General features: G+C 43.5%; 23 protein-coding genes. 10 read left to right on the top strand and 13 right to left on the bottom strand.

Going from position 1 to position 21,649, the window contains the following annotated elements; translation table 11 throughout:
• Positions 1-167 precede the first annotated feature (167 nt).
• Entirely contained in the window at positions 168-935 is a 768-nt protein-coding gene (locus AAEY80_RS08205; protein WP_025651343.1) for a MiaE family protein, read from the top strand.
• Between the two features lie 126 nt (positions 936-1,061).
• Here the strand turns inward: AAEY80_RS08205 and AAEY80_RS08200 are convergent, their stop codons facing one another.
• From AAEY80_RS08200 to mtgA, 6 genes are all read right to left on the bottom strand, one after another.
• A complete protein-coding gene (locus AAEY80_RS08200) occupies positions 1,062-1,268 on the bottom strand; it encodes a hypothetical protein (protein ID WP_160022521.1) in 207 nt (68 codons plus the stop codon).
• 111 nt (positions 1,269-1,379) lie between these two features.
• The gene (locus AAEY80_RS08195; RefSeq protein ID WP_201576361.1) at positions 1,380-1,742 is read right to left on the bottom strand and encodes a hypothetical protein; all 363 of its coding nucleotides are present in this window, start codon (positions 1,740-1,742) and stop codon (positions 1,380-1,382) included.
• A 58-nt stretch (positions 1,743-1,800) separates the two neighbouring features.
• Positions 1,801-2,046 (bottom strand): hypothetical protein, encoded by a 246-nt coding sequence (locus AAEY80_RS08190; protein WP_201576364.1) that lies wholly within the window; start codon positions 2,044-2,046, stop codon positions 1,801-1,803.
• A 103-nt stretch (positions 2,047-2,149) separates the two neighbouring features.
• Positions 2,150-2,320 (bottom strand): hypothetical protein, encoded by a 171-nt coding sequence (locus AAEY80_RS08185; RefSeq protein ID WP_173239946.1) that lies wholly within the window; start codon positions 2,318-2,320, stop codon positions 2,150-2,152.
• Positions 2,321-2,720: 400 nt separating this feature from the next.
• The gene (gene ppk1, locus AAEY80_RS08180; RefSeq protein WP_427646369.1) at positions 2,721-4,895 is read right to left on the bottom strand and encodes a polyphosphate kinase 1; all 2,175 of its coding nucleotides are present in this window, start codon (positions 4,893-4,895) and stop codon (positions 2,721-2,723) included.
• A 586-nt stretch (positions 4,896-5,481) separates the two neighbouring features.
• On the bottom strand, positions 5,482-6,168 hold the full coding sequence (mtgA, locus tag AAEY80_RS08175; RefSeq protein WP_025651338.1) for a monofunctional biosynthetic peptidoglycan transglycosylase: 687 nt from the start codon (positions 6,166-6,168) through the stop codon (positions 5,482-5,484).
• A 244-nt stretch (positions 6,169-6,412) separates the two neighbouring features.
• Here mtgA and AAEY80_RS08170 point away from each other — a divergent pair, with 244 nt between their 5' ends.
• The 5 genes from AAEY80_RS08170 to AAEY80_RS08150 all read left to right on the top strand — a co-directional run bounded on the left by AAEY80_RS08170 (position 6,413) and on the right by AAEY80_RS08150 (position 11,151).
• On the top strand, positions 6,413-6,685 hold the full coding sequence (locus AAEY80_RS08170) for a glutaredoxin family protein (RefSeq protein ID WP_227502374.1): 273 nt from the start codon (positions 6,413-6,415) through the stop codon (positions 6,683-6,685).
• Positions 6,686-6,697: 12 nt separating this feature from the next.
• Complete coding sequence (locus AAEY80_RS08165) at positions 6,698-7,927, top strand: alpha-hydroxy acid oxidase (RefSeq protein ID WP_037025673.1); 1,230 nt, start codon at positions 6,698-6,700, stop codon at positions 7,925-7,927.
• Between the two features lie 117 nt (positions 7,928-8,044).
• A complete protein-coding gene (locus tag AAEY80_RS08160; protein WP_025651335.1) occupies positions 8,045-9,043 on the top strand; it encodes a rhomboid family intramembrane serine protease in 999 nt (332 codons plus the stop codon).
• A 115-nt stretch (positions 9,044-9,158) separates the two neighbouring features.
• On the top strand, positions 9,159-9,971 hold the full coding sequence (locus AAEY80_RS08155) for a MipA/OmpV family protein (RefSeq protein ID WP_025651334.1): 813 nt from the start codon (positions 9,159-9,161) through the stop codon (positions 9,969-9,971).
• Between the two features lie 295 nt (positions 9,972-10,266).
• Complete coding sequence (locus AAEY80_RS08150) at positions 10,267-11,151, top strand: DMT family transporter (RefSeq protein WP_025651333.1); 885 nt, start codon at positions 10,267-10,269, stop codon at positions 11,149-11,151.
• Between the two features lie 5 nt (positions 11,152-11,156).
• Here the strand turns inward: AAEY80_RS08150 and AAEY80_RS08145 are convergent, their stop codons facing one another.
• The 6 genes from AAEY80_RS08145 to fumC form a co-directional block, all read right to left on the bottom strand.
• Positions 11,157-11,456 (bottom strand): HigA family addiction module antitoxin, encoded by a 300-nt coding sequence (locus tag AAEY80_RS08145; protein WP_025651332.1) that lies wholly within the window; start codon positions 11,454-11,456, stop codon positions 11,157-11,159.
• Between the two features lie 71 nt (positions 11,457-11,527).
• Positions 11,528-11,806 (bottom strand): type II toxin-antitoxin system RelE/ParE family toxin, encoded by a 279-nt coding sequence (locus AAEY80_RS08140; RefSeq protein WP_025651331.1) that lies wholly within the window; start codon positions 11,804-11,806, stop codon positions 11,528-11,530.
• Positions 11,807-12,066: 260 nt separating this feature from the next.
• A complete protein-coding gene (locus AAEY80_RS08135; protein WP_156915633.1) occupies positions 12,067-12,639 on the bottom strand; it encodes a transposase in 573 nt (190 codons plus the stop codon).
• Positions 12,566-12,916: an IS630 transposase-related protein gene (locus AAEY80_RS08130; protein WP_025651329.1), complete on the bottom strand. Its 351-nt coding sequence runs from the start codon at positions 12,914-12,916 to the stop codon at positions 12,566-12,568. Before AAEY80_RS08130 ends, AAEY80_RS08135 begins: the two co-directional genes overlap by 74 nt.
• An 84-nt stretch (positions 12,917-13,000) precedes the next feature.
• Entirely contained in the window at positions 13,001-13,432 is a 432-nt protein-coding gene (locus AAEY80_RS08125; RefSeq protein ID WP_201566162.1) for an ACP-like domain-containing protein, read from the bottom strand.
• 423 nt (positions 13,433-13,855) lie between these two features.
• Positions 13,856-15,259: a class II fumarate hydratase gene (gene fumC, locus AAEY80_RS08120; RefSeq protein ID WP_350588167.1), complete on the bottom strand. Its 1,404-nt coding sequence runs from the start codon at positions 15,257-15,259 to the stop codon at positions 13,856-13,858.
• Positions 15,260-15,454: 195 nt separating this feature from the next.
• Between fumC and AAEY80_RS08115 the strand changes: the two genes are divergently transcribed.
• The 3 genes from AAEY80_RS08115 (at position 15,455) to AAEY80_RS08105 (ending at position 17,125) form a co-directional block, all read left to right on the top strand.
• Positions 15,455-16,327 (top strand): 5-formyltetrahydrofolate cyclo-ligase, encoded by an 873-nt coding sequence (locus AAEY80_RS08115; RefSeq protein WP_350588166.1) that lies wholly within the window; start codon positions 15,455-15,457, stop codon positions 16,325-16,327.
• A 107-nt stretch (positions 16,328-16,434) separates the two neighbouring features.
• Positions 16,435-16,620 (top strand): type II toxin-antitoxin system HicA family toxin, encoded by a 186-nt coding sequence (locus tag AAEY80_RS08110; protein ID WP_101211988.1) that lies wholly within the window; start codon positions 16,435-16,437, stop codon positions 16,618-16,620.
• 100 nt (positions 16,621-16,720) lie between these two features.
• Positions 16,721-17,125: a type II toxin-antitoxin system HicB family antitoxin gene (locus AAEY80_RS08105; RefSeq protein ID WP_350588165.1), complete on the top strand. Its 405-nt coding sequence runs from the start codon at positions 16,721-16,723 to the stop codon at positions 17,123-17,125.
• Between the two features lie 73 nt (positions 17,126-17,198).
• Here the strand turns inward: AAEY80_RS08105 and AAEY80_RS08100 are convergent, their stop codons facing one another.
• Positions 17,199-18,575, bottom strand: coding sequence for a Na+/H+ antiporter family protein (locus AAEY80_RS08100; protein WP_350588164.1), 1,377 nt, complete (start codon positions 18,573-18,575; stop codon positions 17,199-17,201).
• 394 nt (positions 18,576-18,969) lie between these two features.
• Here AAEY80_RS08100 and lon point away from each other — a divergent pair, with 394 nt between their 5' ends.
• A complete protein-coding gene (gene lon, locus AAEY80_RS08095; protein WP_025651320.1) occupies positions 18,970-21,564 on the top strand; it encodes an endopeptidase La in 2,595 nt (864 codons plus the stop codon).
• Positions 21,565-21,649: the final 85 nt, after the last annotated feature.

Here is a 21,649-nt window from a genome sequence, read left to right as displayed (position 1 = left end):
TAAGCCACCTACTCTAGAGGCTTTAATCAATACTTTAGAGTTAGACCATTATACGTTCAGTATAAACTGTAAGTAATCATTACAGCATTCATTTATGCTTAACGGTTATCTATTTAACTTTTAATATTTGATTAAGAGATGTTGAACCCTCGACTATGGCAAAGACTATGAATAATGAAAATATGAAAATCAATAACAGTAATGACAAGGCTGTGAGCGACAGCCATACAGAAGAATATAAGATAGAAAAAGACGGTCTAACAGAGGAAAGTATGGAACCAGACAGTATCGATATCGCACAGCTGCGCACCCCTATTAAGGTCGACTTATCTGCTGTCTATGATTTTCTGGGAGCGCGAACCACACAGGCTTGGGTGGAGGCTGCCAGCGCTGATGTGCCTTTAATCATCCAAGATCATGCCAATTGCGAAAAGAAAGCAGCCGGTACAGCGATGAATCTACTATTCCGCTATGAGTTTTCTTACGACTTACAGCGAAAATTGGCGCAGTTAATACGTGAGGAGATGCTGCACTATGAGCAAGTCCTAGGCATTATGAATGAGCGCGAGCAAGAGTGGGGATATCTGAGTGCGGGGCGTTATGCCAAAGGGTTGCTCAAGCATAAACGTACGCATGAGCCAGCAGCAATGGTTGATGTATTAATCATCGGGGCGTTTATCGAAGCGCGCTCTTGTGAGCGCTTTGCCGCGCTTGCTGAAGTCATCGATGATGAACGCTTAGCCAAGTACTACCGTTATCTATTAAAATCAGAGAGTCGCCATTTTGAGGATTATTTGGCACTGGCACAATCGCTATCTGACGACAATATCGATGAGCGTGTCGCATTCTTTAAAGAAGTAGAAGCAGAGTTGATATCCAGTCCTGACACTGAACTGCGTTTTCACAGTGGTACACCTGCTGAGCGCTTCAGCTGATAGCTTCTGTCAAATAAGCGCTATGCAAAGATACTCATATCGTATCCATAAAAAAGCCAACACTAGCGTCTTAAACCATGCCTAGCGTTAGCTTTTTTATTTGTCTGTACAGAATATGATGCTCAGTTATGACTGTTTCTTATCTTCCATAAGTGGACTGTCATACTGCTTGGTATTTTTTGCGACATTATGCGGATCATGATCATCAGTCTCTTGCTCTGCAGCGGCTGGATTTGCCTTTTGTAATGCATCATCAGGGACGATACCATTATTATCATCTGCATCTTTGAGCTGATGGTTATCATGGTTAACTGTATCATTAGACTTATTCATAACCGATCCTTATTATAATAACTGTCTTCCACATCGAGCATTCGATAACTTGACGATACTCATATTAATAATGCTCAGATTAATAATATTCAGAAATATCTTGCTAAGAAATCAGTCTTTTTCATCTGGATTTAATACACGAGTTTGAGCGTTATCAACGTTGGCATATCGATTCATATCCGTAATACCTTCACTTTTTGGCGCTTCACTGCCCACGGTATCTTCGTTAATATTGTCATCAAACGGACTGCTGCCCTGTTGATCACGGCGATCTGGCTGGCGCGCTGGGTTGTCATTTTCATTGACATGCTCAGACTCTACTACACCCTCTTCAAAAGTGTCGGTACCTTTATTTTCATTGACGTTTTCTTCGAGCTCCTCATGGTTTTTCACCGTTTGAGCACTGTCTAAAGTTTCATGCGTGTCCGTTTCTGCGATTCGAGTTTTACTTAAAGCAGGATCTCTGGTTTCCATTGTTTTGTCCTTATTATAATTATTGTTTGTATCGATAACATATTGTGCTTATCATTTGTTAGTCGTCTCGACTCAGATCATAAGCATTTAGGTCCGATACGTTTTTGCCACCCGCAGGCAGATCTTCTTCTTTGCGCGGGTCGACATAGACCTCGTCTGTCTCCTGTGAGGCTTGTTCCGGCCCATCTATATTTGGCTGGTACTTTCGGCCTTCGTAGCTGTCTGGCGCATTGTCCGAGTGTAAGGCTGCTGGATCACGAACAGCTACCGCTTCTTCATGATTTGGCTTGGTATTATCTGGCATAGCGTGTCCCTCGCGTTTATGATGTTAATTGTTCATTTGACCTGATCGATGATATTGTTGTTGCTATTGATATCTTTGCTATCAATATCGCTCAAACGGCTCCTTACTTATCTGTCCGTAACTCTTCATCAATAAAAGAGGTTTGCTCTTCTTCACTCAGTTTTTCGGGAGTATCAACATTTTTGCCATCGTTTAGATTTTTCTCGATTTGTTGATTATCGGCCTGCTCTGCTGCTTTTTTGATGTCTGAAGTATCGTTGTTAGTATTACTCATGGTGCAATTCCTATTATTATTGTTTAGTGAACCAATAGTCCTCTATGACACAGATTTATAAACTTGGATACTATCCTAGAAGAGTAAATCGACTGGTTTAATTTTCAATTGAACTTATTTTTGCCATAGCATAGGACTGACATTAATTATAAGTAAGTCAAGCAATAGCACACCAGTGTACTGCCGTATCAATATGTGAATAAATGTGAGGTTACCAGACAGTTTGTAACTTATTTTCGCCACAAAAAAACCAAGCATCGGTGATTACCAACGCTTGGTTCAGTGGATAGTTAAGATTGTCGTAAAGCAAACCCCATCGCTGAAAGGCCATCAATATGGTTACATTGAATAACCAACCACGAACTACAGCATCCAAGCCGTTTATGATTAAAGGTCTTGCCTATACTGGCTCGCCAACGTGATTGATTACCCGTAATAAATGGTCTTGAGCAATATGCGGCGCTTCGTCAGCAGCTGGTTGGATTTGCTGCCAAATACCATCGCCATTAAGCGCCCAAGCTTGGACATTGTCTTGCAGATAGTTAAGTAGCCCATCTTGATATATCTGTTTAAACAGTTTTTTATCTTCGATCGGAAAGGCGACTTCGACGCGATGGAAGAGGTTACGATCCATCCAGTCAGCACTGCCGCAATACAAGCGCTCATCACCATCATTATAAAAGTAATAAATGCGTGTGTGCTCTAAAAAGCGCCCAATAACCGAGCGTACAGTGATGTTTTCAGACAAGCCTTTGACTTGGGGGCGCAGACAACACATGGAGCGCAAAATTAATTCTATTTTGACACCTGCCTGCGAGGCATCGTATAGCTTATCGATCAGGCGACGTTCCGTCAACGCATTAACTTTGATAATAATATGCGCGCGCTTGCCAGCCTTGGCATGGGCAATTTCATCATCGATAAAGCTCATTAACTTTTCGTGCAAGGTAAATGGCGCGTGCAACAGTTTTTTTAGATTGGCAGGCTTGCCCATACCCGTCAGTTCTTGGAAAATTTTGTGCACGTCTTCTGAGATGTCAGGGTCAGCGCTGAACAAGCCGTAGTCGGTATAGACTTTGGCATTGGCCGCATGATAATTGCCGGTGCCTAAATGCACATAACGGCGAATGCGATCGTCTTCGCGGCGCACGATAAGCATCAGCTTGGCATGGGTCTTGTAGCCGACAATCCCATAGACCACTACTGCCCCAGCCTCTTGTAAAAAATTGGCGACGGCGATATTGGACGCTTCATCAAAACGGGCGCGTAGTTCGATGACAGCCGTGACTTCTTTGCCATTACGAGCCGCAGCAGCCAGTGCCTTGACGATCTCTGAATTGGTGCCTGAGCGGTACAATGTCTGCTTAATCGCCAATACTTTGGGATCGCTCGCCGCTTCCCAAAGCAGATTGATAATCGGTGAAAACGCATGAAAAGGATGATGCACCAAGACATCACCTTTGCGCATGGCAGAAAATATACTGGTACTCTTATCAAGCTTGTCCAGCTCGCGGCGAAAGGGTTTTGGCACGATATGGGTAAAAGGCTGATAACGCAGCTTGGGTATGTTAAAGTCGAACAGCAAGCGCGTCAGGTTCACAGGGCCATTGACGCGGTACAGCTGATTGTCATGTAGCTCAAACTCATTAAGCAGGTAATCACTAATCGGTGTTGGGCAATCAGTCGTTACCTCGAGCCGCACTTTGTCACCAAAGCGGCGATTTTCAAGCTCGCCTTCTAGCGCCTTGGCAATATCATCGACATCATCGGCCAAGTCCAAGTCTGCGTTGCGCGTGAGTCGGAACTGATGGCAACCCGTGACATTCATACCGGGGAACAGCTCGCCGATATGCTCATGAATGACAGCCGATAGCATGACATGGTGCTCTTTGCCACCGGTCAGCTCGTCTGGCAGACGAATCACGCGCGGCAGACTGCGCGGCGCTGGGACAATCGCCAGATTAATATCGCGACCAAAGGCATCTTTGCCTTCTAAAGTGGCGATAAAATTGAGGCTCTTATTAACCAATCTTGGAAACGGATGCGCCGGATCGATACTTATAGGGGTCAGCACTGGTGAGACTTGCTCAGTAAAATAGCGTTTCATCCATGCCGATTGCTCAGCATTCAGCTCGTCACGTTTTAGATAACGAATGTCTTCCTTGGCAAGCGCTGGCAAGATGTCTTCGTTCAAAATACGATATTGCTTATCAATCGCCTCATGGGTGACGGCGGATAACTCTGCCAACACTTCACTTGGGCGCATGCCATGCGGACTACTGACCACATCACCGAGGTTTAACTTTTGCATAATGCCAGCGACACGAATCTCAAAGAACTCGTCTATATTTGATGAAAAAATAATCAAGAAAAATAGGCGCTCAAGTAACGGATGACGAGAACTGGCGGCTTGTGCTAAGACCCGCAAATGAAACTGTAATAAGGACAGGTCACGATTGATATAACTGCTGGGTGAATAGCTACCATCTTCAGAGCGCTGCCATGCAATATCGGTCATCTGCTGGCTCAGTTGCTGTATATTCAGCTCGTTAACAGTGGCATTATCGTTAGTCATGACACTTTTATTCTGATTATTAATATCCACCATACTGCCATCCCCTGTCATTATCGATATATCATCACTGATGTAATTTATTTTTACTGCCATTACCTATCTTTTTTTATGGCTAACTTCACTGTATCCGTAACTTTATTTAATCACTCATTTTAAACAAATTTATTTTGATACCTAGGGTCTGTTGAACATTCAAATGTGGCACTGGCAGTGGCTATTTTTTAGACAATACGCAGTGAAATGTTTGACGCCTAGTCGTTCTAGGTTAGACAATTTCGCCATGTATTGGCAAAAAACAGTCCTGCCCTGAAAGGCTGATACTAAAATCACCTCAAACGTTGTTGTAAACCTAGCTAAGGTCTCGACATTATCGTCGGTTTACGCCTGATTTGATAAAAGGTTTGGGACTATTTTAGCAATCAGCAGTCCTGATATTTGAATGTTCAACAGACCCTATATATAGTGGCGTTCATAATATAGTGACGTTCTATCATTGCAACCATATGACTATCAATCATGTCATGAGTTTATCGTACTACTTACCCTGCTATTTATCATTCAAAAAACTACTGTTAGTAAATACTCATTAAGCCGCTTGTGGCAAGACCGCATTCTTCATACGTTTTTTAATAATACGCTGTTTATTACGTAGGCGTCTATCACTGCGATTGTCTTCATAGTATTTAGGATTGGTCAGCATACTAATGAGTAGCGCGGATTCATCACGATTGAGATTGGCAGCAGATTTATCAAAATAATGGTGCGCCGCCGCATCGATACCATAGATGCCATTGCCAAACTCGGCGACATTTAGATAGGCGGTCAAGATACGCTGCTTGTCCCAAAATGTTTCGATCATCACGGTGATTACCGCTTCCTCGCCTTTACGAATATACGAGCGATGCGACGTCAAAAATAGATTTTTGGCCAGCTGCTGAGTAATGGTCGAGCCGCCAGCCGAGGTGGTGCCAGACTCCTCATTTTTTTTCATCGCCAGCTCGATGCCCTTTATGTCAAAGCCATTGTGTTGGCTAAACGTCGAGTCTTCGCTCACTATTGCCGCTTGCTTGGCTGATTTGGCGATGGCATCGTACTCAGCCCACGTCTGCGTGACCGTACCGCCGCTCAAGCGATGGGTAAGCATAAACATGCTGTTGTTAATTGGCTGCGTTTTCCAAATTAATAGCAGTCCTGCCACCAGCATATGAAATGCCACGACCAATAACATGAATGCCAATAACACTCGTTTCATAAATTTGCCAAAACTTGCCATGCGTGCGCTACCTGAGTGGATAAAAAGATAATAAGATAAAATTGAGAATCATAAACTGCAGCTCATCTTACCTAATCTCACAATCGCTGTCATTATTTACCCCATTTCTTTATCATGTCATAACGGCTAAGCCACATTGGTATGTCGGCTTAAAAACAGCACACAAGTATTTTGCGACAAGGCTTAACATAAGAGTAGAAACATGCATAATGATAATAATATAACCCTATTACGGAACCGCGTTATGGCAGCGTGCCCTGAGCTTAATGACTCTAAAAACCTCGATGAATGGTGGTTGCTTGGTACTTCTGGCTGTCATCTATGTGATGTCGCTGAGCAACTATTAACACAGTTTCGGGCGGTACAGCCACTTACCTACCAATATGTCGATATCGCTGACTTCGATGAGTCATTGATGATGGAATTTGCTACCAGCATTCCGGTGCTCCTGACAAAGACGCAGCTTCTAAATTATCCATTTTCAGTCATGGATTTACAGCAGTTATGGAATAGATAAGCGAGAGGGATAATGAAAAACTTGAGCCCAACTTTAAAAAAAGTCACCGAAATTGAAGATCTGCGCCGAGTCGCCGCGCGCAAAGTACCGCGCATGTTTTATGATTATGTCGATTCAGGCTCATGGACTGAGACCACTTATCGCAGCAACGAGACTGACTTCGATCGTATCAAATTGCGCCAGCGCGTCTTGGTCGATATGGACAACCGCAGTCTAGCGACAACGATGATTGGCGAATCAGCCAAGATGCCTGTCGCCATTGCGCCAACGGGATTCACAGGCATGATGTGGGCAGATGGTGAAATTCATGCCGCGCGGGCAGCTGAAAAGTTCGGTGTGCCCTTTTCATTATCGACCATGAGTATCTGCTCTATCGAAGACGTCGCTGAAAATACCAGTGCGCCGTTTTGGTTTCAGCTTTATGTCATGCGTGATCAGGACTTTATGGCAAATTTGATTCGCCGTGCCAAAGCAGCAAACTGTTCTGCGTTGATTTTGACTGCGGACTTACAGGTACTGGGACAACGTCATAAAGACATCAAAAACGGTCTATCCGCACCGCCGAAACCCACATTGGCTAATATTTTAAATTTAATGACCAAGCCAGAATGGTGTCTTAATATGCTCGGCACCAAGCGCCGCACCTTTGGCAACATCGTCGGTCACGCCAAAAATGTTGAAGATATCTCATCGCTGTCAGCGTGGACTGCAGAACAGTTTGACCCTCGCCTAAGTTGGGATGATGTGGCACGTATCAAAGACGCATGGGGCGGCAAGCTCATTATCAAAGGTATTATGGAGCCGGAAGATGCTATTTTAGCCGCGCGTAGCGGTGCGGACGCGCTAGTGGTCTCCAACCATGGCGGCCGTCAATTGGATGGAGCGCTGTCTTCTATCTCTGCGCTTTCTGACATTGTGCAGGCGGTCCATGCCGAAAACAGTGATATCGAGGTGTGGCTCGACAGCGGTATTCGCTCCGGTCAAGACGTGCTCAAAGCAATCGCGCTTGGCGCGAAAGGCACCATGATTGGACGAGCATTCTTGTATGGGCTTGGTGCTTATGGTGAGGATGGGGTACGCCGCGCGCTTGAGCTTATCTATAACGAGTGCGATATTAGCATGGCGTTTTGTGGTCATACCGATATCAATCAAGTCACAGATAATATATTGGTCAAAGGAACGTATGAGCAGCTAAAATTGGCACCGCCTTATATCACTGATAATGCCACCCCTAGACGCTGATTGCTTTTTGCTTTTTTGCCGATGGCTTTTTAGGAGTGGCTTTTTAGGAGTGGCTTTCTTTATAGTGGCCTTACCCTTTATAATCGCCTTAATCTTTTTAATTGATACTCGGCTTTTATGACCATCCAACAGCTTTTAAAAACGGCACCCGTGACCACCCTGCTATTAGTCAGCTTTATCGGACTTTTTATCATGCAGGTGCTGACAGGTGTCGATGCCAATAACCCCTCAACTGAAGCGCTGCTAAAATGGGGTGCCAATGCGCTGCCTTTTACCATGGGCGATGATCCATGGCGCTTGGTCAGCAGCGCGTTTTTGCATATTGGCTTGATGCATTTATTGTTTAATGGTTTTGCCATGTATTTTTTTGGGCAAATCGCCGAGCCGATGTTTGGCTCCGCTAAATTTTTGGCATTGTTTTTACTCGCGGCCATCGGTGGCAACTTACTGAATAGTTATGTGACGTGGCAGAGTATCTTGGATGGCACGGGGCAACCGGGGCTGTCGGCCGGTGCCTCTGGTGGTATCATGGGCATCGGTGCCGCTCTTTTGATAGCTGCGCTGTTTAAAATATCGGTCAATGGCTTAGTGCTCAATTTAAAAAGTCTGATATTGATTATGGGCATCAATTTAGTATACGGCTTTGCGGTGCCTGGCATTGACAATGCAGGACATATTGGCGGCGCGGTGACAGGATTGATCATTGCACTCGCCATCGGTATCGTTCATCGCCAACGTACGGCAGCCCTCATGCAGACGGTCGCTCTCAAACAGAGTCGTTATCAAGATAATATTCAAAACAACATTCAAAGCACCGCTCAAAATAACGAGCAAAGCAACATCCAAAACAATGAGCAAACCAGCTATATCGAGCAGCCAACGATGAGCAATATTAATTTGGATAATAATGCTCATTTTGATGACACTCGTGTAAACTTACCTATAAATATGAACGATAATCGTGCCGACATCATCGAGCAAAAGACAGCGGCCAAACCTGCCCTTATGTGGCAGCTGCTACCATGGCTGGTAATGTTGTTCATCAGCATTGGCTTTGTTTGGTGGTGGCAGGATATTCATCAGCAAATACTACAAGTGCTAAACGCTGTTGAATAAACGCTGACCCTTATCTTTGATCATTAACCTGCACATAGAAACAAACAGCTGATTTTAGCTTTCCTTATTCTTCTATGGTTACCCAGCTATTTTTACCTACTGACGAGACTTAATTATGTTTACACTTTCAGCGCTATCCGCTACCTCTACGCGCGTCTTGCTTAGCACTTTGACCGCCACTGCACTATTCAGTGTCGCTAGCATATCCAATGCCGCTTTTTTTAATAAAAACTTGCCGGCTGATCCAGATGCTGAGCTCAGCGTTGGCGTTAACGTCATGGCAGTCAACTCAGCCTATGACTTGGAAGACAGCACCGATATACGCGTATTGCCGGGTGTGTTTTATGATAACAATAAATTCTATGCACGCGGGGCGCAAGCGGGCGCTTATATCATTAATGATGGTACCAACCAGCTGTCTGCTTATGCGCAATTCGATGGTAATGAGTTCGATCCTGATGATGCCAGAGGCGCGCTTGCTGGTCTGGACGAGCGTAAATCCTCAGCTGCTGCTGGTCTGACTTATCAGCGCAATACTCCTGTCGGCGGCTTTCGTGCGCAAGTAGCGACCGATATTTTGGATCGTAGTGGCGGCAATACGGGGCGCTTGACTTATCTGGCCCGAATCACCAAAGACAAGCTGACGGTCTATCCAAGCATTGGCTTTGAATTTCATAATGCAGATTATAACGAATACTACTATGGCGTGAGCGAAAAAGAATCTGCTGAAACGGGCGTTGCAGCTTATAAATCTAATTCGAGCTTGAACCCGTACATCAATGTCAGTGCCAACTATGATTTCAATGAGCGCTGGGCAGGATTTGCCAACCAAAGCTTGAGCTATCTACCAAATGAGCAACACGATAGCCCTATGGTTGACTCGCGTACTGAAGCCACGACAACGCTTGGTCTACTTTATAAGTTTTAAGATTTGAAATTTAAGGTTTAATAAGTTTAAGAAGTTTGATAAAAAAGCTGAGCATTTTGCTTGGCTTTTTTATTGCGTTAATTCGTTGATATGAGACACTAGCCTATATAGTTCGTACAAAATAAAAGTGTCATTTACTTTATCTGGATGCGAGGTTGATAGAAATTTTCTTGCTTGCTGTGCCTACGCAGACAGAGGCTGCGAAAGTTTCTATCAACCTCGCCATAACATTCTTAGAGTAAATTAACTATAAGATAAATTCCAGATTTGATTTTATATACAGGATTGCACCATTATGTTCCACGCTACCCTTTGGATGATTGGAGCACTCACTTCATTTTGTTTAATGGCCATTGGTGCTCGTGAGCTAAACGGTGAGATTGGTGTTTTTCAGATCTTATTCTTTCGAAGTATCGTCGGACTATTGGTATTATTGCCCATACTATCGTTATCAAGCTTTGCATCAAACGCTTCATCGAAAAAAGGTCGTTTTTCATTCCCCAAGCGTATTAAATTACACGTAGTCAGAAATCTATTTCATTTCGCGGGGCAATATGGCTGGTTCTTGGGCATAGGACTCCTGCCCTTGGCGACCGTTTTCGCTATCGAATTTACTGTCCCTTTTTGGACAATAATCATCTCGTATCTCTTCCTAAAAGAATCTATAACTGTAAAAAAGGTTATTGCCGTATTTTTAGGAATTCTTGGGGTAATCGTCATCGTACAACCCAGCTTAGATGTCGCTCACTATGCGTCACTTATCGTGTTGGGCGCTGCCATTTGTTATGCCTTTTCCCATGTGGCCACAAAATCACTCTCTAATACTGAAAGCCCAATCACCATTATTTTTATGATGTGTTTGATACAAGCACCTCTGGGGTTACTCTTATTTATAGAAGGGTGGACAGCGCCAGTAGGTATTCAGTGGCTATGGCTTGTCATCATAGGCATAACGGCACTATCGGCGCATTATTGTATGACCAAAGCCATGCAACATGCAGAGGTCACATTCGTGGTCACTATGGATATGTTCAGATTACCGCTCATCTCAATCATCGGTGTGCTTTTGTATTCTGAAAGCTTTAGTGCAGCTTTAATCATTGGTATGCTGCTGATAGTAACGGGTAACTCGTTAAATATATATTCTAGGAAAAAAGATAAAGGTAGTATTGCTCGATAGCGCAGTTAAGCATATTCAATAGGTTCAATATCATCTAAAAAATGTAAATCATCAGTCTCAACCAAACGCAGCTCATAAGTAGACTGCAGATTTAACCAAAACTGAGCGCTACCACCAAAATACTTGGCTAAACGCAGGGCAGTGTCTGCTGTAATGCCACGCCTCTCACGTATGATTTCATTAATACGTGCAGGTGTGACACCAAGCTTCAGCGCCAATGCATTGGCACTCATACCCAGCGGCTCAAGAAAATCCTCTCGTAATACTTCGCCCGGGTGAATGGGACGCATACCGTTTTTAGTCATAGTGTTTCTCTCTTCTATATTCTATATTCTATATTCTATATTCTATATCTTTGATAACATCTCTTATAAAATTAATGATAGTCCACAATTTCTACATCTATAGCGCCTTGATCTGTCCAAGTGAAACAAAGTCGCCATTGCACATTGATGCGAATACTGTGCTGACCTTCTCTATCACCACGTAAAGCTTCTAATCGGTTGCCAGGTGGAGCTTTCAAGTCTTCTAGCATAGTTGCATTATCTAGTAGTAGTAATTTACGTTCTGCAACATTTTTAATGGCTGACCAGCGCTTTGTTTTTCCAGCAGAAAAAAGAGTTTGAGTATCACTACATTTGAAATTAACAATCATACAAGTCTCGATACCCTTTATTTATGCTTTTAAAATAAGTTGTAGTGCTACTACTTATAGTATATCGATAATCGATAAACATCAATAATGATATGTAAACACACAGAGTATCGCTTTTCGCACCAATTAGGTGTTTTTCATTGAAGCAAGATTTAGCCCTAATTGTAGCGAAAAGCGGGATTAGCTCCCACACTAAACCTAAATACAAAAAAAAGACCTTGCCACATTAAATGACAAGGTCTTTTTAATTCTCTATATAGTCAGTTCAAAATAAAATTGTTATGGCCAGGACAAATATCATAAAACAATTTGGATAAGTCGTTTTCCATCCAGCCTTGGCGTAGAAACTTCACCTGAGCCCATTTCTTTTCGATAGGGTTCAGATCAGGGCTGTACGGCGGCAACCATAAAATACGATGACCATGCCTATTCAGTAGCTTTTGAATACGCTTACTCTTATGAAATCTGGCATTATCCATCACAATCACGCATTTGGTTTTAAGACTTGGAATAAGTGTGAACTTGCACCATTCGTAGAATATGCTGCTGTTAATGTTGTGCTTAAAGTAATCTAGTGCAAACAGCATCTTTTCATACAGAGCACCGATAACGTTGGTTCGCTTTTTACCTTGCCAATTGTAGCTATCAATACAAGGTGTACCAATTAATGTGTACCCATGAGAGCGAATAGTCTCGTGCTCAAAGCCGCGCGCGTATATATAAACAATGGGATAGCCTTGTTGTTTAAAGATATCAAGCTTATTCTGATATATCGCTCTTTTGATCGGACAGGCTTTTGGATGTTCTAAAGTCTTTTTTTTGACTGATACCAAGGCGCTTTAGGGCATGATAAATGCCTGTTTTACTACAGTTTAGACGACGTGCTCGCTCATACTGGTAATCGTCGGGATGTTCTTTGACATCATTCAGTAGCACATCATCTGGTATTTTATAGGGCTTGGTTTGCCTGGTTGTTTTGCTATGAACACGTCTCTTCCAGTTTTGTATGGTGGTTGGGCTGAGGTTATAGAATTTAGCTGCCTCGGCAAAGGTCATACCCTCGTCTAAGCTTTTTAGTACTTGTTTGCGAAAATCTAGCGAGTAAGTCATGGTCTTTATAATAACAATTGAATTTGATAATTAGTTTATAACATTTTTAAGTGGGATTGACTATATTTATCAGCCTGCTATAAACTAGCCTTTAAGCTTTCTGATAGAGGCAACATTACAGCCTTTATAAAGGATTTCACTCTTAGCGTTTTGAATATTGGCGGATGATTTATGATAGTTATTCAAACGCAGCGCGCCCGTCATAATACTAAAGTTATCTTCATCACCAAACACGGTATCAACATCGTCAGAACGACCTAAGTTAATAGGTAAAAATCTTTTCTTGCCATTTAGATTGGCTTCTGCAAAGGTCGGTAAATACTCTTTGTTAAAACCGTAAGTCACGCTGACTTTTTTGTTGCTTTGGCAAGTATAGTTGACTTGTCCAATTTTAACAGCGGTATCATAACTTTCGCTTGGCTCCATCACTTGGTCCGAGTAAGCCATGGCAGAACCAGAACCCAACATCGCCATCATAATGCCAGCTGATGATAGAGCGGCAGTTAACTTTTTCATAAATTACCTCAATGATATAAATAGAATGGTCATAGATAAGAGTAATATGGACGTTAGCGGCGAACTATTTTTAGTTAGTCTAATCGTTTGCTCTTATTGTCTTTGTCGTGATTTAAAATTTTTTTAAAACTTTGATTCACGAGCCCTTATCTATGTACTCATTATAAGCAAAATTTTTGTTGGTTCTGTTATAACTATTAGTTTGCTTGTTGTTTGAGCGTAAGACATTGTTGCGCGCGATGTAGGTGATTCAATTGATAGACAAAAAAAGACCTTACACACCCTTTTACAAGAGATGGCAAGGTCTTTTTATCAATCAGAATATCGAATTTAAAAATCTGGGTAGCGAGGAAGACAAGCGCAAGTGCTACTAATTGTAGAATCAGCTTATCTGACAATGCTAGTCAGGTTTTTGGATTGATATTAAGAAGGATGCACCATATCAGCAGGTGTTACCCACTCATCAAACTGCGCTTCAGTTAACAGCTCCAATTCAACGGCAACTTGCTTCAACGTTTTGTTTTCTTTATAAGCTGTCTTAGCGATTTTCGCTGCGTTTTCATAACCGACATGACGATTCAGTGCCGTGACTAGCATTAATGAGTTGTGCAAGAAATCATCGATTTTGTCTTTTACCGGTTCGATACCAACGGCACAGTTGTCGTTAAAGCTATTACACGCATCGCCTAACAATTGGATAGATTGCAATAAGTTAAAGGCAATCACTGGCTTATAAACGTTAAGCTCAAAGTTACCTGACGCGCCTGCCATGCTGATAGTGACGTCGTTACCCATCACTTGTGCCACAACCATAGTCATTGCTTCTGACTGCGTTGGGTTCACTTTACCCGGCATGATCGATGAGCCTGGCTCGTTCTCTGGAATGGTCAATTCGCCTAGACCACAACGCGGACCTGATGCTAACCAACGCACATCATTAGCGATTTTATTCAAGCTAGCGGCTAGTGTTTTGAGTGCGCCAGAAGCAAATACTTCGGCATCACGAGCCGCTAGTGCTTCAAATTTATTTGGCGAGGTGACAAATGGTAGACCTGTCAATGTCGCCAATTGCTCAGCCGCTTTTACCGCATAATCAGGGTGGGCGTTTAGACCCGTACCAACCGCTGTACCGCCTAGTGGCAATTCATATAGACCTTGTAGCGCGTTGTCGATGCGAGTCAATGAATGGTCAAGTTGGCTGACATAACCGCTGAATTCTTGACCTAAAGTCAAAGGCGTGGCGTCTTGCAGGTGCGTACGACCGATTTTAACGATACTATCGAATTCTTTTGCTTTTGCGTCTAATGTATCGCGGAGTGCTTTTACCGCTGGAATCAATAGGCTATTAATCTGACGAGCAGCAGCCACACGAATCGCGGTTGGGAAGCTGTCGTTGGTAGACTGTGCATGGTTGACATGGTCATTTGGATGAATCGGCGTATAACTGCCGCGCGCGTTCCCTGCGATTTCGTTGGCACGGTTGGCCAATACTTCGTTCATGTTCATGTTTGACTGTGTGCCAGAACCCGTCTGCCATACCACTAATGGAAACTGATCCGTTAAACCACCGTTGATAACTTCGTCAGCAGCTTGCACGATTAAATCGCGCTTGTCACCTTCGATACGCTCAAGGCTCGCATTGGTAATGGCAGCGGCTTTTTTGACTAATGCCATCGCTTCAATCATCGGACGTGGCAACGTCTCGCCACCGATTTTAAAGTTCTCACGGCTACGCTGAGTTTGCGCACCCCAATAAGCATCAGCTGGAACTTCCACATTGCCCATGGTATCTTTTTCGGTACGAGTTGCCTGATTCTGTGTCGACATAACTACCCTCTTTGATGGTTTGTTGTATAGCTGCTTCGAAAAAAGTGCAACACACGCTGCACATAAAGGAAAATACGATGTAAAGTGGCGTTATGATAGCATGACTAGGGCGCGTTGAATATTCACAAATAGCCGTTGCTAGCGTCTAAAAGCACCAGCCATCATCAATTTAATACATTATTGGATAGTATATCTATGCATCCTGAGTCAGAAAAATCTACCGTTAGCAATCCGCCGAGACGGCAATTTACCCGCCAACGTCGTAAGCTAACGGCTAGCGAGCGTAGACAATACGCGCGTATGGCAAGTTTACATTTAATTAAATTGCAGCAGCGCTTACCGCCGCGTGCGCGTATTGGCTTATATTATGATGGCTTCGGCGAGCTGCCCACTCAGCCACTGTTGGATTGGTGTCAACGCTTAGGCTATTTTTCCTACTTGCCGGTCGTTGGTTCGCTCGGTCGTGATGATAAGGGGAACGTGGATAAACACCTGCGCTTTGTACCTCTTTATCAATCGAAACTGTTAAACATACCGACACGTATTCACAGCTTAGGTATGAAACAAAACCATCATCGCAGGTTACTTTGGGCACGAGAGTTAGATGTGATTATCTGTCCGTTAGTGGCAGTTGATAAAGATGGCAATCGTATGGGCATGGGTGGCGGATTTTATGATACGACCCTTGGTAAAAGCTATCGATCAGGGGCGAAAAAGCCATTAAAAATTGGCTGGTGTTATGACTTTCAAGTGATTGAACAATTACAGCGTCAACCGTGGGATGTGCCGCTAGATGGCTTAATTACGCCAAGTGGCTTAAGGTGGTTTAAAAGAAATCAGATCAAAATGTCCAACGACAAAGCATCTAGCGCTGATAGTGTTGATACGTATTTGCAAGCGTTAGGAAATGACGATGCTAGAGAGATACTTTACTACAGTCAGGAGCAAGCTTTTAGCGGTGATGAGTTGGCTAGTGTCATTAATGAGGCGCGTTTGAATGAGTTACTAGCGCAAAGTGATGATTTTTTGAAGAGTTTAAGTGGTGAGATTGGGAATTTTGGGGATTAACGATCTTCTTTAATATTCAATACACACTTCTACACACAAAATATAGCATTAATTATAAATTATGTGTAATAATACACACATCCAATTAGTATCCTTGAGGAGAATCCATGAAAAGTGGTGAACTAATCAAGTTGCTTAAAGAGGATGGTTGGATAGTTGATAGAGTTAAAGGAAGTCATCATATTTTGAGAAAGGAAGGCGTTGATAGCATTATTTCAATCAGTCACCCTGAAAAAGATGTGTCTCGGCATCAATTGGCTCAAGCAAGACGTATTTCTGGTTTGAAACTTTAAGCAACTCCAACCTTTTAATAAAGGTTGGTTTTTACTCTTCATAAAAACTTTCTCTATCCTATTTAACTTTATTAATAAGATAATATTCATAGGGGGTTATATGTTAAATTATCCCATCGCTATATTCAAAGACGAAGGCATGGACAACTATGCAGCTATTGTTCCTGATATTGACGGCTGTTTCCCTTTAGGAGATACCATCGATGACACAGTGCAAGAAGCGCAGTCCTTAATTTACGATCATATCGAATATATGGTAGATAAAGGAATGAGTTTTGACTTTCATACTAGTGATATAGAAACATTAAGAATGAATGCAGATTTTCAAGATGCTTTGGCTTGGGCTATTGTAAATATTGATGAAAACAAGTTTTCAACTAAGCAAGTACGCTTTAATGTTAGTTGGCCTGAATATTTATTACAGCGTGTTGACAGTTATGCTGAAAAAAACCACGAAACTCGCTCTGGGTTTTTAGCAAAAGCAGTACAAAAAGCTTTAGTATGAAATTATCGATTTGAAATAAAAAAGCTACCTATTCGGTAGCTTTTTTATGGAACATAGTTCTATAAAATACAACCTACAGCACCATCGCCGCTATCCAACCAAACACTAATAACGGAATATTATAATGCAAAAAGGTTGGCACCACGCTGTCTTCAATATGGTCATGTTGTCCATCAATATTCAAACCAGAGGTTGGTCCCAATGTCGAGTCTGACGCAGGCGAACCCGCATCCCCAAGCGCGCCAGCCGTACCAATAATCGCCACCGTCGCGAGTGGTGAAAATCCTAAAGAAATACAGAGCGGCACATAAATCGCAGCAATAATCGGAATGGTCGAGAATGATGAACCGATACCCATCGTAACTACTAGACCAATTCCGAGCATGACCAACGCAGCGATGGCTTTATTACCCGCAAACAAGTTGGTCGCGCCATCGATAAGTGGTGCAATTTCACCTGTCGCTTTCATGACTTCGGCAAAGCCCTGCGCGGTAATCATAATAAAGCCAATCATCGCCATCAATTTGATACCATCATTAAAGACCGTATCCGCTTCACGCCACTTGACCACGCCGGTCGCCATAAAGACCCCAAAGCCAAACATTGAGCCAAGTAATAACGAGTCTGTGTAGAGCTGTACGACAAAGGCAGTGACAATAGCGGCTAGAGCAACCAGCGTTTTCATCTTGCTTTGAGACTGCGCACCAGCGGTGGTTTTGCTTAGCTCATCACCTTCTAACCTTTGACTCTGAAGAGCGGCATCGCGAGCTTCTTTATCTATTGCCACTTGCTGATATTGTCGCGGTTTACGGTAACTGATAAATACCGCCGTCAGCAAACCAAACAACATACCGAGTGCCGGAATCGCCATGGCCTTAACCACAGAGATATTGGCGATATCAATGCCCGCTTCACCGACGTTTTTTAACATAATTTGATTGAGATAAATATCACCGAAGCCATACGGGATAAACATATAGGTAGTAACCAAACCAAAGGTCAATAGACAAGCAATCAAGCGTCTATCAATTTGCATACGATTAAAGGCGAGTAATAACGGCGGCACAAGCAGCGGAATAAAGGCAATATGAATGGGGATTAAATTTTGGCTAAAGCAGCTCATGGTGATTAAGCCTGCAAACAGCATATACTTAATCATGCCACTGGTGCCACCGGCATCAATGCGCTTGATGACCGCCCCTGCCAATGATTGCGGCAAACCAGAATGAGCTATCGCTACCGCAAAAGCGCCCAGTAGCGCGTAAGATAGAGCGATTTGTGCCCCATTGCGGATGCCTTCTTGAAAGGCCTCTAGCGTATCAGTGATACCGAGACCCGCTAGCAGCCCGCCCGCCAGCGCACCGATCAATAAACTGAGCACCACGTGCACGCGCGCTAGTGACAGCCCTAACATGATGACGACTGCCAATAATACTGCGTTGATGGTCATATGTTGCCCCTTGCTCTTTATAATCTGGTCTGGTTAGGACTTATTAGTATTTTAAGACCTATCAATATCGCTCTAACGCCTAAAATGCTTTACTCTAAAAAGCGAGGTTTCGGACGCGCGTCAGTTTACCTCATTTTGCCCATAAAACCTACGCATAGAACCCAATAGATATTGGCTGCCTACTAACGATAAGTACTTTGTCTATGCTGACTTTCAATGATTACTCATAAAATTAACACAGCGATGAATCGCTGTATTAAAGAAGATATAACTATTTAACAAAGATAAGCGCATGACTTGGTCACCAAGCCTTGCAATTTTATCTGTGAGCACCATTTATCTAAACATGAACCACTAACTTGACTTTACAAGTCTGGTGAACGAGGAAGAATATATGAGTGAACATAAAATTGCCCAAGACAATATCGACATCGATGTCGACGTATCATCTAACGTTTCTGATGATAATGCGCTAAATATCTCAGCTGACGATACGTTGGAAAATGAGTCAGAGTCGACGCCTGAATCTACTCAAGACGATGCTGAAAACATGAATGCTAAAGACAAAGGTGAACAGAACTATCTACCGCTACTGGCATTGCGCGATGTGGTCGTGTATCCACATATGCAAATTGCCTTGTTCGTAGGGCGTGCGCCATCGGTCAAAGCCGTTGAACTGGCACAAGCTGAGTATGGCAATAAAGTATTGGTCGTGGCGCAAAAAGACTCGCTGACCGAAGACATTGATCAAGATAACTTGTATCAGTACGGAACCGTGTGCCGCATCGTCAGCACCATGCCTCATGACAGCGATGAGAATTGTATCAAAGTATTGATCGAAGGTCAGTACCGTGCGCGCGTCGATAACATCGAAAATCACGACAAATTATTAATGGCGAGCTTTGAGCGTGCTGACCTTGATGTCGACATGGATGAGAGCCAGCAAAAAAATACCATTCAAGCTTTAACTACACTGTTTGAAAGCTATGCGGATGCTCGTTTGCGTAATGCGCGTGAGCTAACTCGCGTGGCAAAACGCATCGATGATTTGCTTGAACTGGTTTACTTCATCTCAACCCGCGTGTCGATGGATCTTGAGGTCAAGCAATCGTTCTTAGAACATGACGATATCAAAACCCATATCAATACGTTAACTGAGTACTTAGTCAAACAAAGCGCTGAGCAAAATATCGAACAAGATATCCAAGATGCCGTTCGTCAGCAGATGGAAGACAATCAGCGCGAGTACTTCTTAAATGAGAAAATGAAAGCCATTAAAAATGAGCTGTCAGATATGAATGACGGCGCGTTCGATGGTGAAGATGATGTGGCTGAGCTTGAGCAGCGCCTAGAAGATGCTGACTTGCCAGAAGATGTGCGCAAAAAAGCCGAGCAAGAGTTTAAAAAGCTAAAAATGATGCCGCCTGCCTCGAGTGAATCATCAGTCGTACGCAACTATATTGAATGGATCTTGGATACGCCGTGGAATGCCACAACCAAGGTTTCGATTAATTTAGAAAAAGCCAAAACGGTACTGGATGAAGATCATTACGGCTTGCAAGATGTGAAAGATCGTATCTTAGAATACCTCGCCGTACAATCACGGGTGAAAAAACTGCGCGGTCCGATTCTTTGCTTAGTCGGTCCTCCGGGTGTTGGTAAAACCTCATTGGGTGAATCGATTGCGCGTGCAACGGGTCGTAAGTTTGTCCGTATGGCGCTCGGCGGCGTACGTGATGAAGCGGAAATCCGTGGTCATCGCCGTACTTATATCGGTGCGATGCCGGGTAAAATCGTCCAATCACTGGCAAAAGTCGAAGTTAAAAACCCGCTATTCTTATTAGATGAAATCGATAAAATGGCGCAAGACTTCCGCGGCGATCCAGCGTCGGCGTTACTTGAAGTGCTAGACCCTTCACAGAATGATACCTTTAACGACCATTATCTTGATATGGATTTAGATTTATCACAAGTGATGTTTATCTGTACCGCCAACAGCATGGATATTCCGCCTGCCCTACTTGACCGTATGGAAGTGATTCGTCTACCGGGTTATACCGAAGAAGAAAAGGTCAATATTGCGCAGAAATATCTTGTGCCAAAAGCGATCAAAAATAATGGCCTTAAAGAAGGTGAAATTGAGATTGTAGAAGCGGCATTGCATAGCATCGTGCGTAGCTATACGCGTGAAGCCGGTGTGCGCAACCTTGAGCGCGAAGTCAATAAAATCTGCCGTAAAGTGGTTCGCGGTTCAGTCGAAACTCATGGTGCACGCGCTCCGAAAAAAGCAGAACGTGAGCTGGTCGTAGTCGATGACAAAAACATCGATGACTATTTAGGTGTGCATCAGTATGACTATGGTCTGGCAGAAGAAGAGCCTGAGATTGGTCGTATTACGGGTCTTGCTTGGACACAAGTCGGTGGTGAGCTATTAACCATCGAAGCGGTAGCGATGAAAGGTAAAGGCGAGCTGAGCTTTACCGGTTCACTCGGCGACGTCATGAAAGAGTCGATTCGTGCAGCGATGAGTGTGGTGCGTGCCCGCGGTGACAGCTTAGGTATCGATTATGAGACCTTTAAAACCACTGACGTCCACGTACATATGCCAGAAGGCGCGACGCCCAAAGACGGTCCATCGGCTGGTGGTGCGCTTACCACAGCGCTGGTCTCTGCCTTGACTGGTATTGCCATTCGTCCAGATATTGCAATGACAGGCGAGATTACCTTACGCGGTAAAATCCTACGCATCGGTGGTCTAAAAGAGAAGCTACTTGCTGCACATCGCGGTGGTATCAAGCATGTGTTGATTCCAGCGACCAACGAGCGTGACTTGGCCGATATCCCTGATAACGTCAAAGCTGGTCTGACTATTCAGCCAGTCGCGACGATTGATGAGATATTAAAAGTTGCGTTGGTGAGTATGCCAGTACCGCTTAAACCTGCTAAGGTGACGGTTGATAAAACCTCAAGCAAAGCACTGCATAGCTAATCTGATTCGTTACTAATCCAGTCTTACAAATTAAAGAGCCGCTCATCGTCATGATGGGCGGCTTTTTTTGGTAATAATAAAAAAC

The sequence above is a fragment of the Psychrobacter sp. 78a-MNA-CIBAN-0178 genome (genome assembly GCF_040309625.1).
In the GTDB taxonomy this organism is placed as follows: domain Bacteria; phylum Pseudomonadota; class Gammaproteobacteria; order Pseudomonadales; family Moraxellaceae; genus Psychrobacter; species Psychrobacter okhotskensis.
The sequence above is the reverse complement of the archived record's forward strand: the minus strand, read 5'-3'. Positions and strand labels throughout refer to the sequence as shown.

Coding starts and splice junctions, on each gene's coding strand:
- AAEY80_RS08190 (WP_201576364.1), bottom strand. CDS start 2,046: ATGCCAGATAATACCAAGCCAAATCATGAAGAAGCGGTAGCTGTTCGT.
- AAEY80_RS08170 (WP_227502374.1), top strand. CDS start 6,413: ATGGCAGCGTGCCCTGAGCTTAATGACTCTAAAAACCTCGATGAATGG.
- AAEY80_RS08195 (WP_201576361.1), bottom strand. CDS start 1,742: ATGGAAACCAGAGATCCTGCTTTAAGTAAAACTCGAATCGCAGAAACG.
- AAEY80_RS08110 (WP_101211988.1), top strand. CDS start 16,435: ATGAAAAGTGGTGAACTAATCAAGTTGCTTAAAGAGGATGGTTGGATA.
- AAEY80_RS08165 (WP_037025673.1), top strand. CDS start 6,698: ATGAAAAACTTGAGCCCAACTTTAAAAAAAGTCACCGAAATTGAAGAT.
- fumC (WP_350588167.1), bottom strand. CDS start 15,259: ATGTCGACACAGAATCAGGCAACTCGTACCGAAAAAGATACCATGGGC.
- AAEY80_RS08100 (WP_350588164.1), bottom strand. CDS start 18,575: ATGACCATCAACGCAGTATTATTGGCAGTCGTCATCATGTTAGGGCTG.
- lon (WP_025651320.1), top strand. CDS start 18,970: ATGAGTGAACATAAAATTGCCCAAGACAATATCGACATCGATGTCGAC.
- AAEY80_RS08150 (WP_025651333.1), top strand. CDS start 10,267: ATGTTCCACGCTACCCTTTGGATGATTGGAGCACTCACTTCATTTTGT.
- ppk1 (WP_427646369.1), bottom strand. CDS start 4,895: ATGACTAACGATAATGCCACTGTTAACGAGCTGAATATACAGCAACTG.
- AAEY80_RS08145 (WP_025651332.1), bottom strand. CDS start 11,456: ATGACTAAAAACGGTATGCGTCCCATTCACCCGGGCGAAGTATTACGA.
- AAEY80_RS08200 (WP_160022521.1), bottom strand. CDS start 1,268: ATGAATAAGTCTAATGATACAGTTAACCATGATAACCATCAGCTCAAA.
- AAEY80_RS08115 (WP_350588166.1), top strand. CDS start 15,455: ATGCATCCTGAGTCAGAAAAATCTACCGTTAGCAATCCGCCGAGACGG.
- mtgA (WP_025651338.1), bottom strand. CDS start 6,168: ATGGCAAGTTTTGGCAAATTTATGAAACGAGTGTTATTGGCATTCATG.
- AAEY80_RS08125 (WP_201566162.1), bottom strand. CDS start 13,432: ATGAAAAAGTTAACTGCCGCTCTATCATCAGCTGGCATTATGATGGCG.
- AAEY80_RS08130 (WP_025651329.1), bottom strand. CDS start 12,916: ATGACTTACTCGCTAGATTTTCGCAAACAAGTACTAAAAAGCTTAGAC.
- AAEY80_RS08205 (WP_025651343.1), top strand. CDS start 168: ATGAATAATGAAAATATGAAAATCAATAACAGTAATGACAAGGCTGTG.
- AAEY80_RS08185 (WP_173239946.1), bottom strand. CDS start 2,320: ATGAGTAATACTAACAACGATACTTCAGACATCAAAAAAGCAGCAGAG.
- AAEY80_RS08105 (WP_350588165.1), top strand. CDS start 16,721: ATGTTAAATTATCCCATCGCTATATTCAAAGACGAAGGCATGGACAAC.
- AAEY80_RS08160 (WP_025651335.1), top strand. CDS start 8,045: ATGACCATCCAACAGCTTTTAAAAACGGCACCCGTGACCACCCTGCTA.
- AAEY80_RS08140 (WP_025651331.1), bottom strand. CDS start 11,806: ATGATTGTTAATTTCAAATGTAGTGATACTCAAACTCTTTTTTCTGCT.
- AAEY80_RS08155 (WP_025651334.1), top strand. CDS start 9,159: ATGTTTACACTTTCAGCGCTATCCGCTACCTCTACGCGCGTCTTGCTT.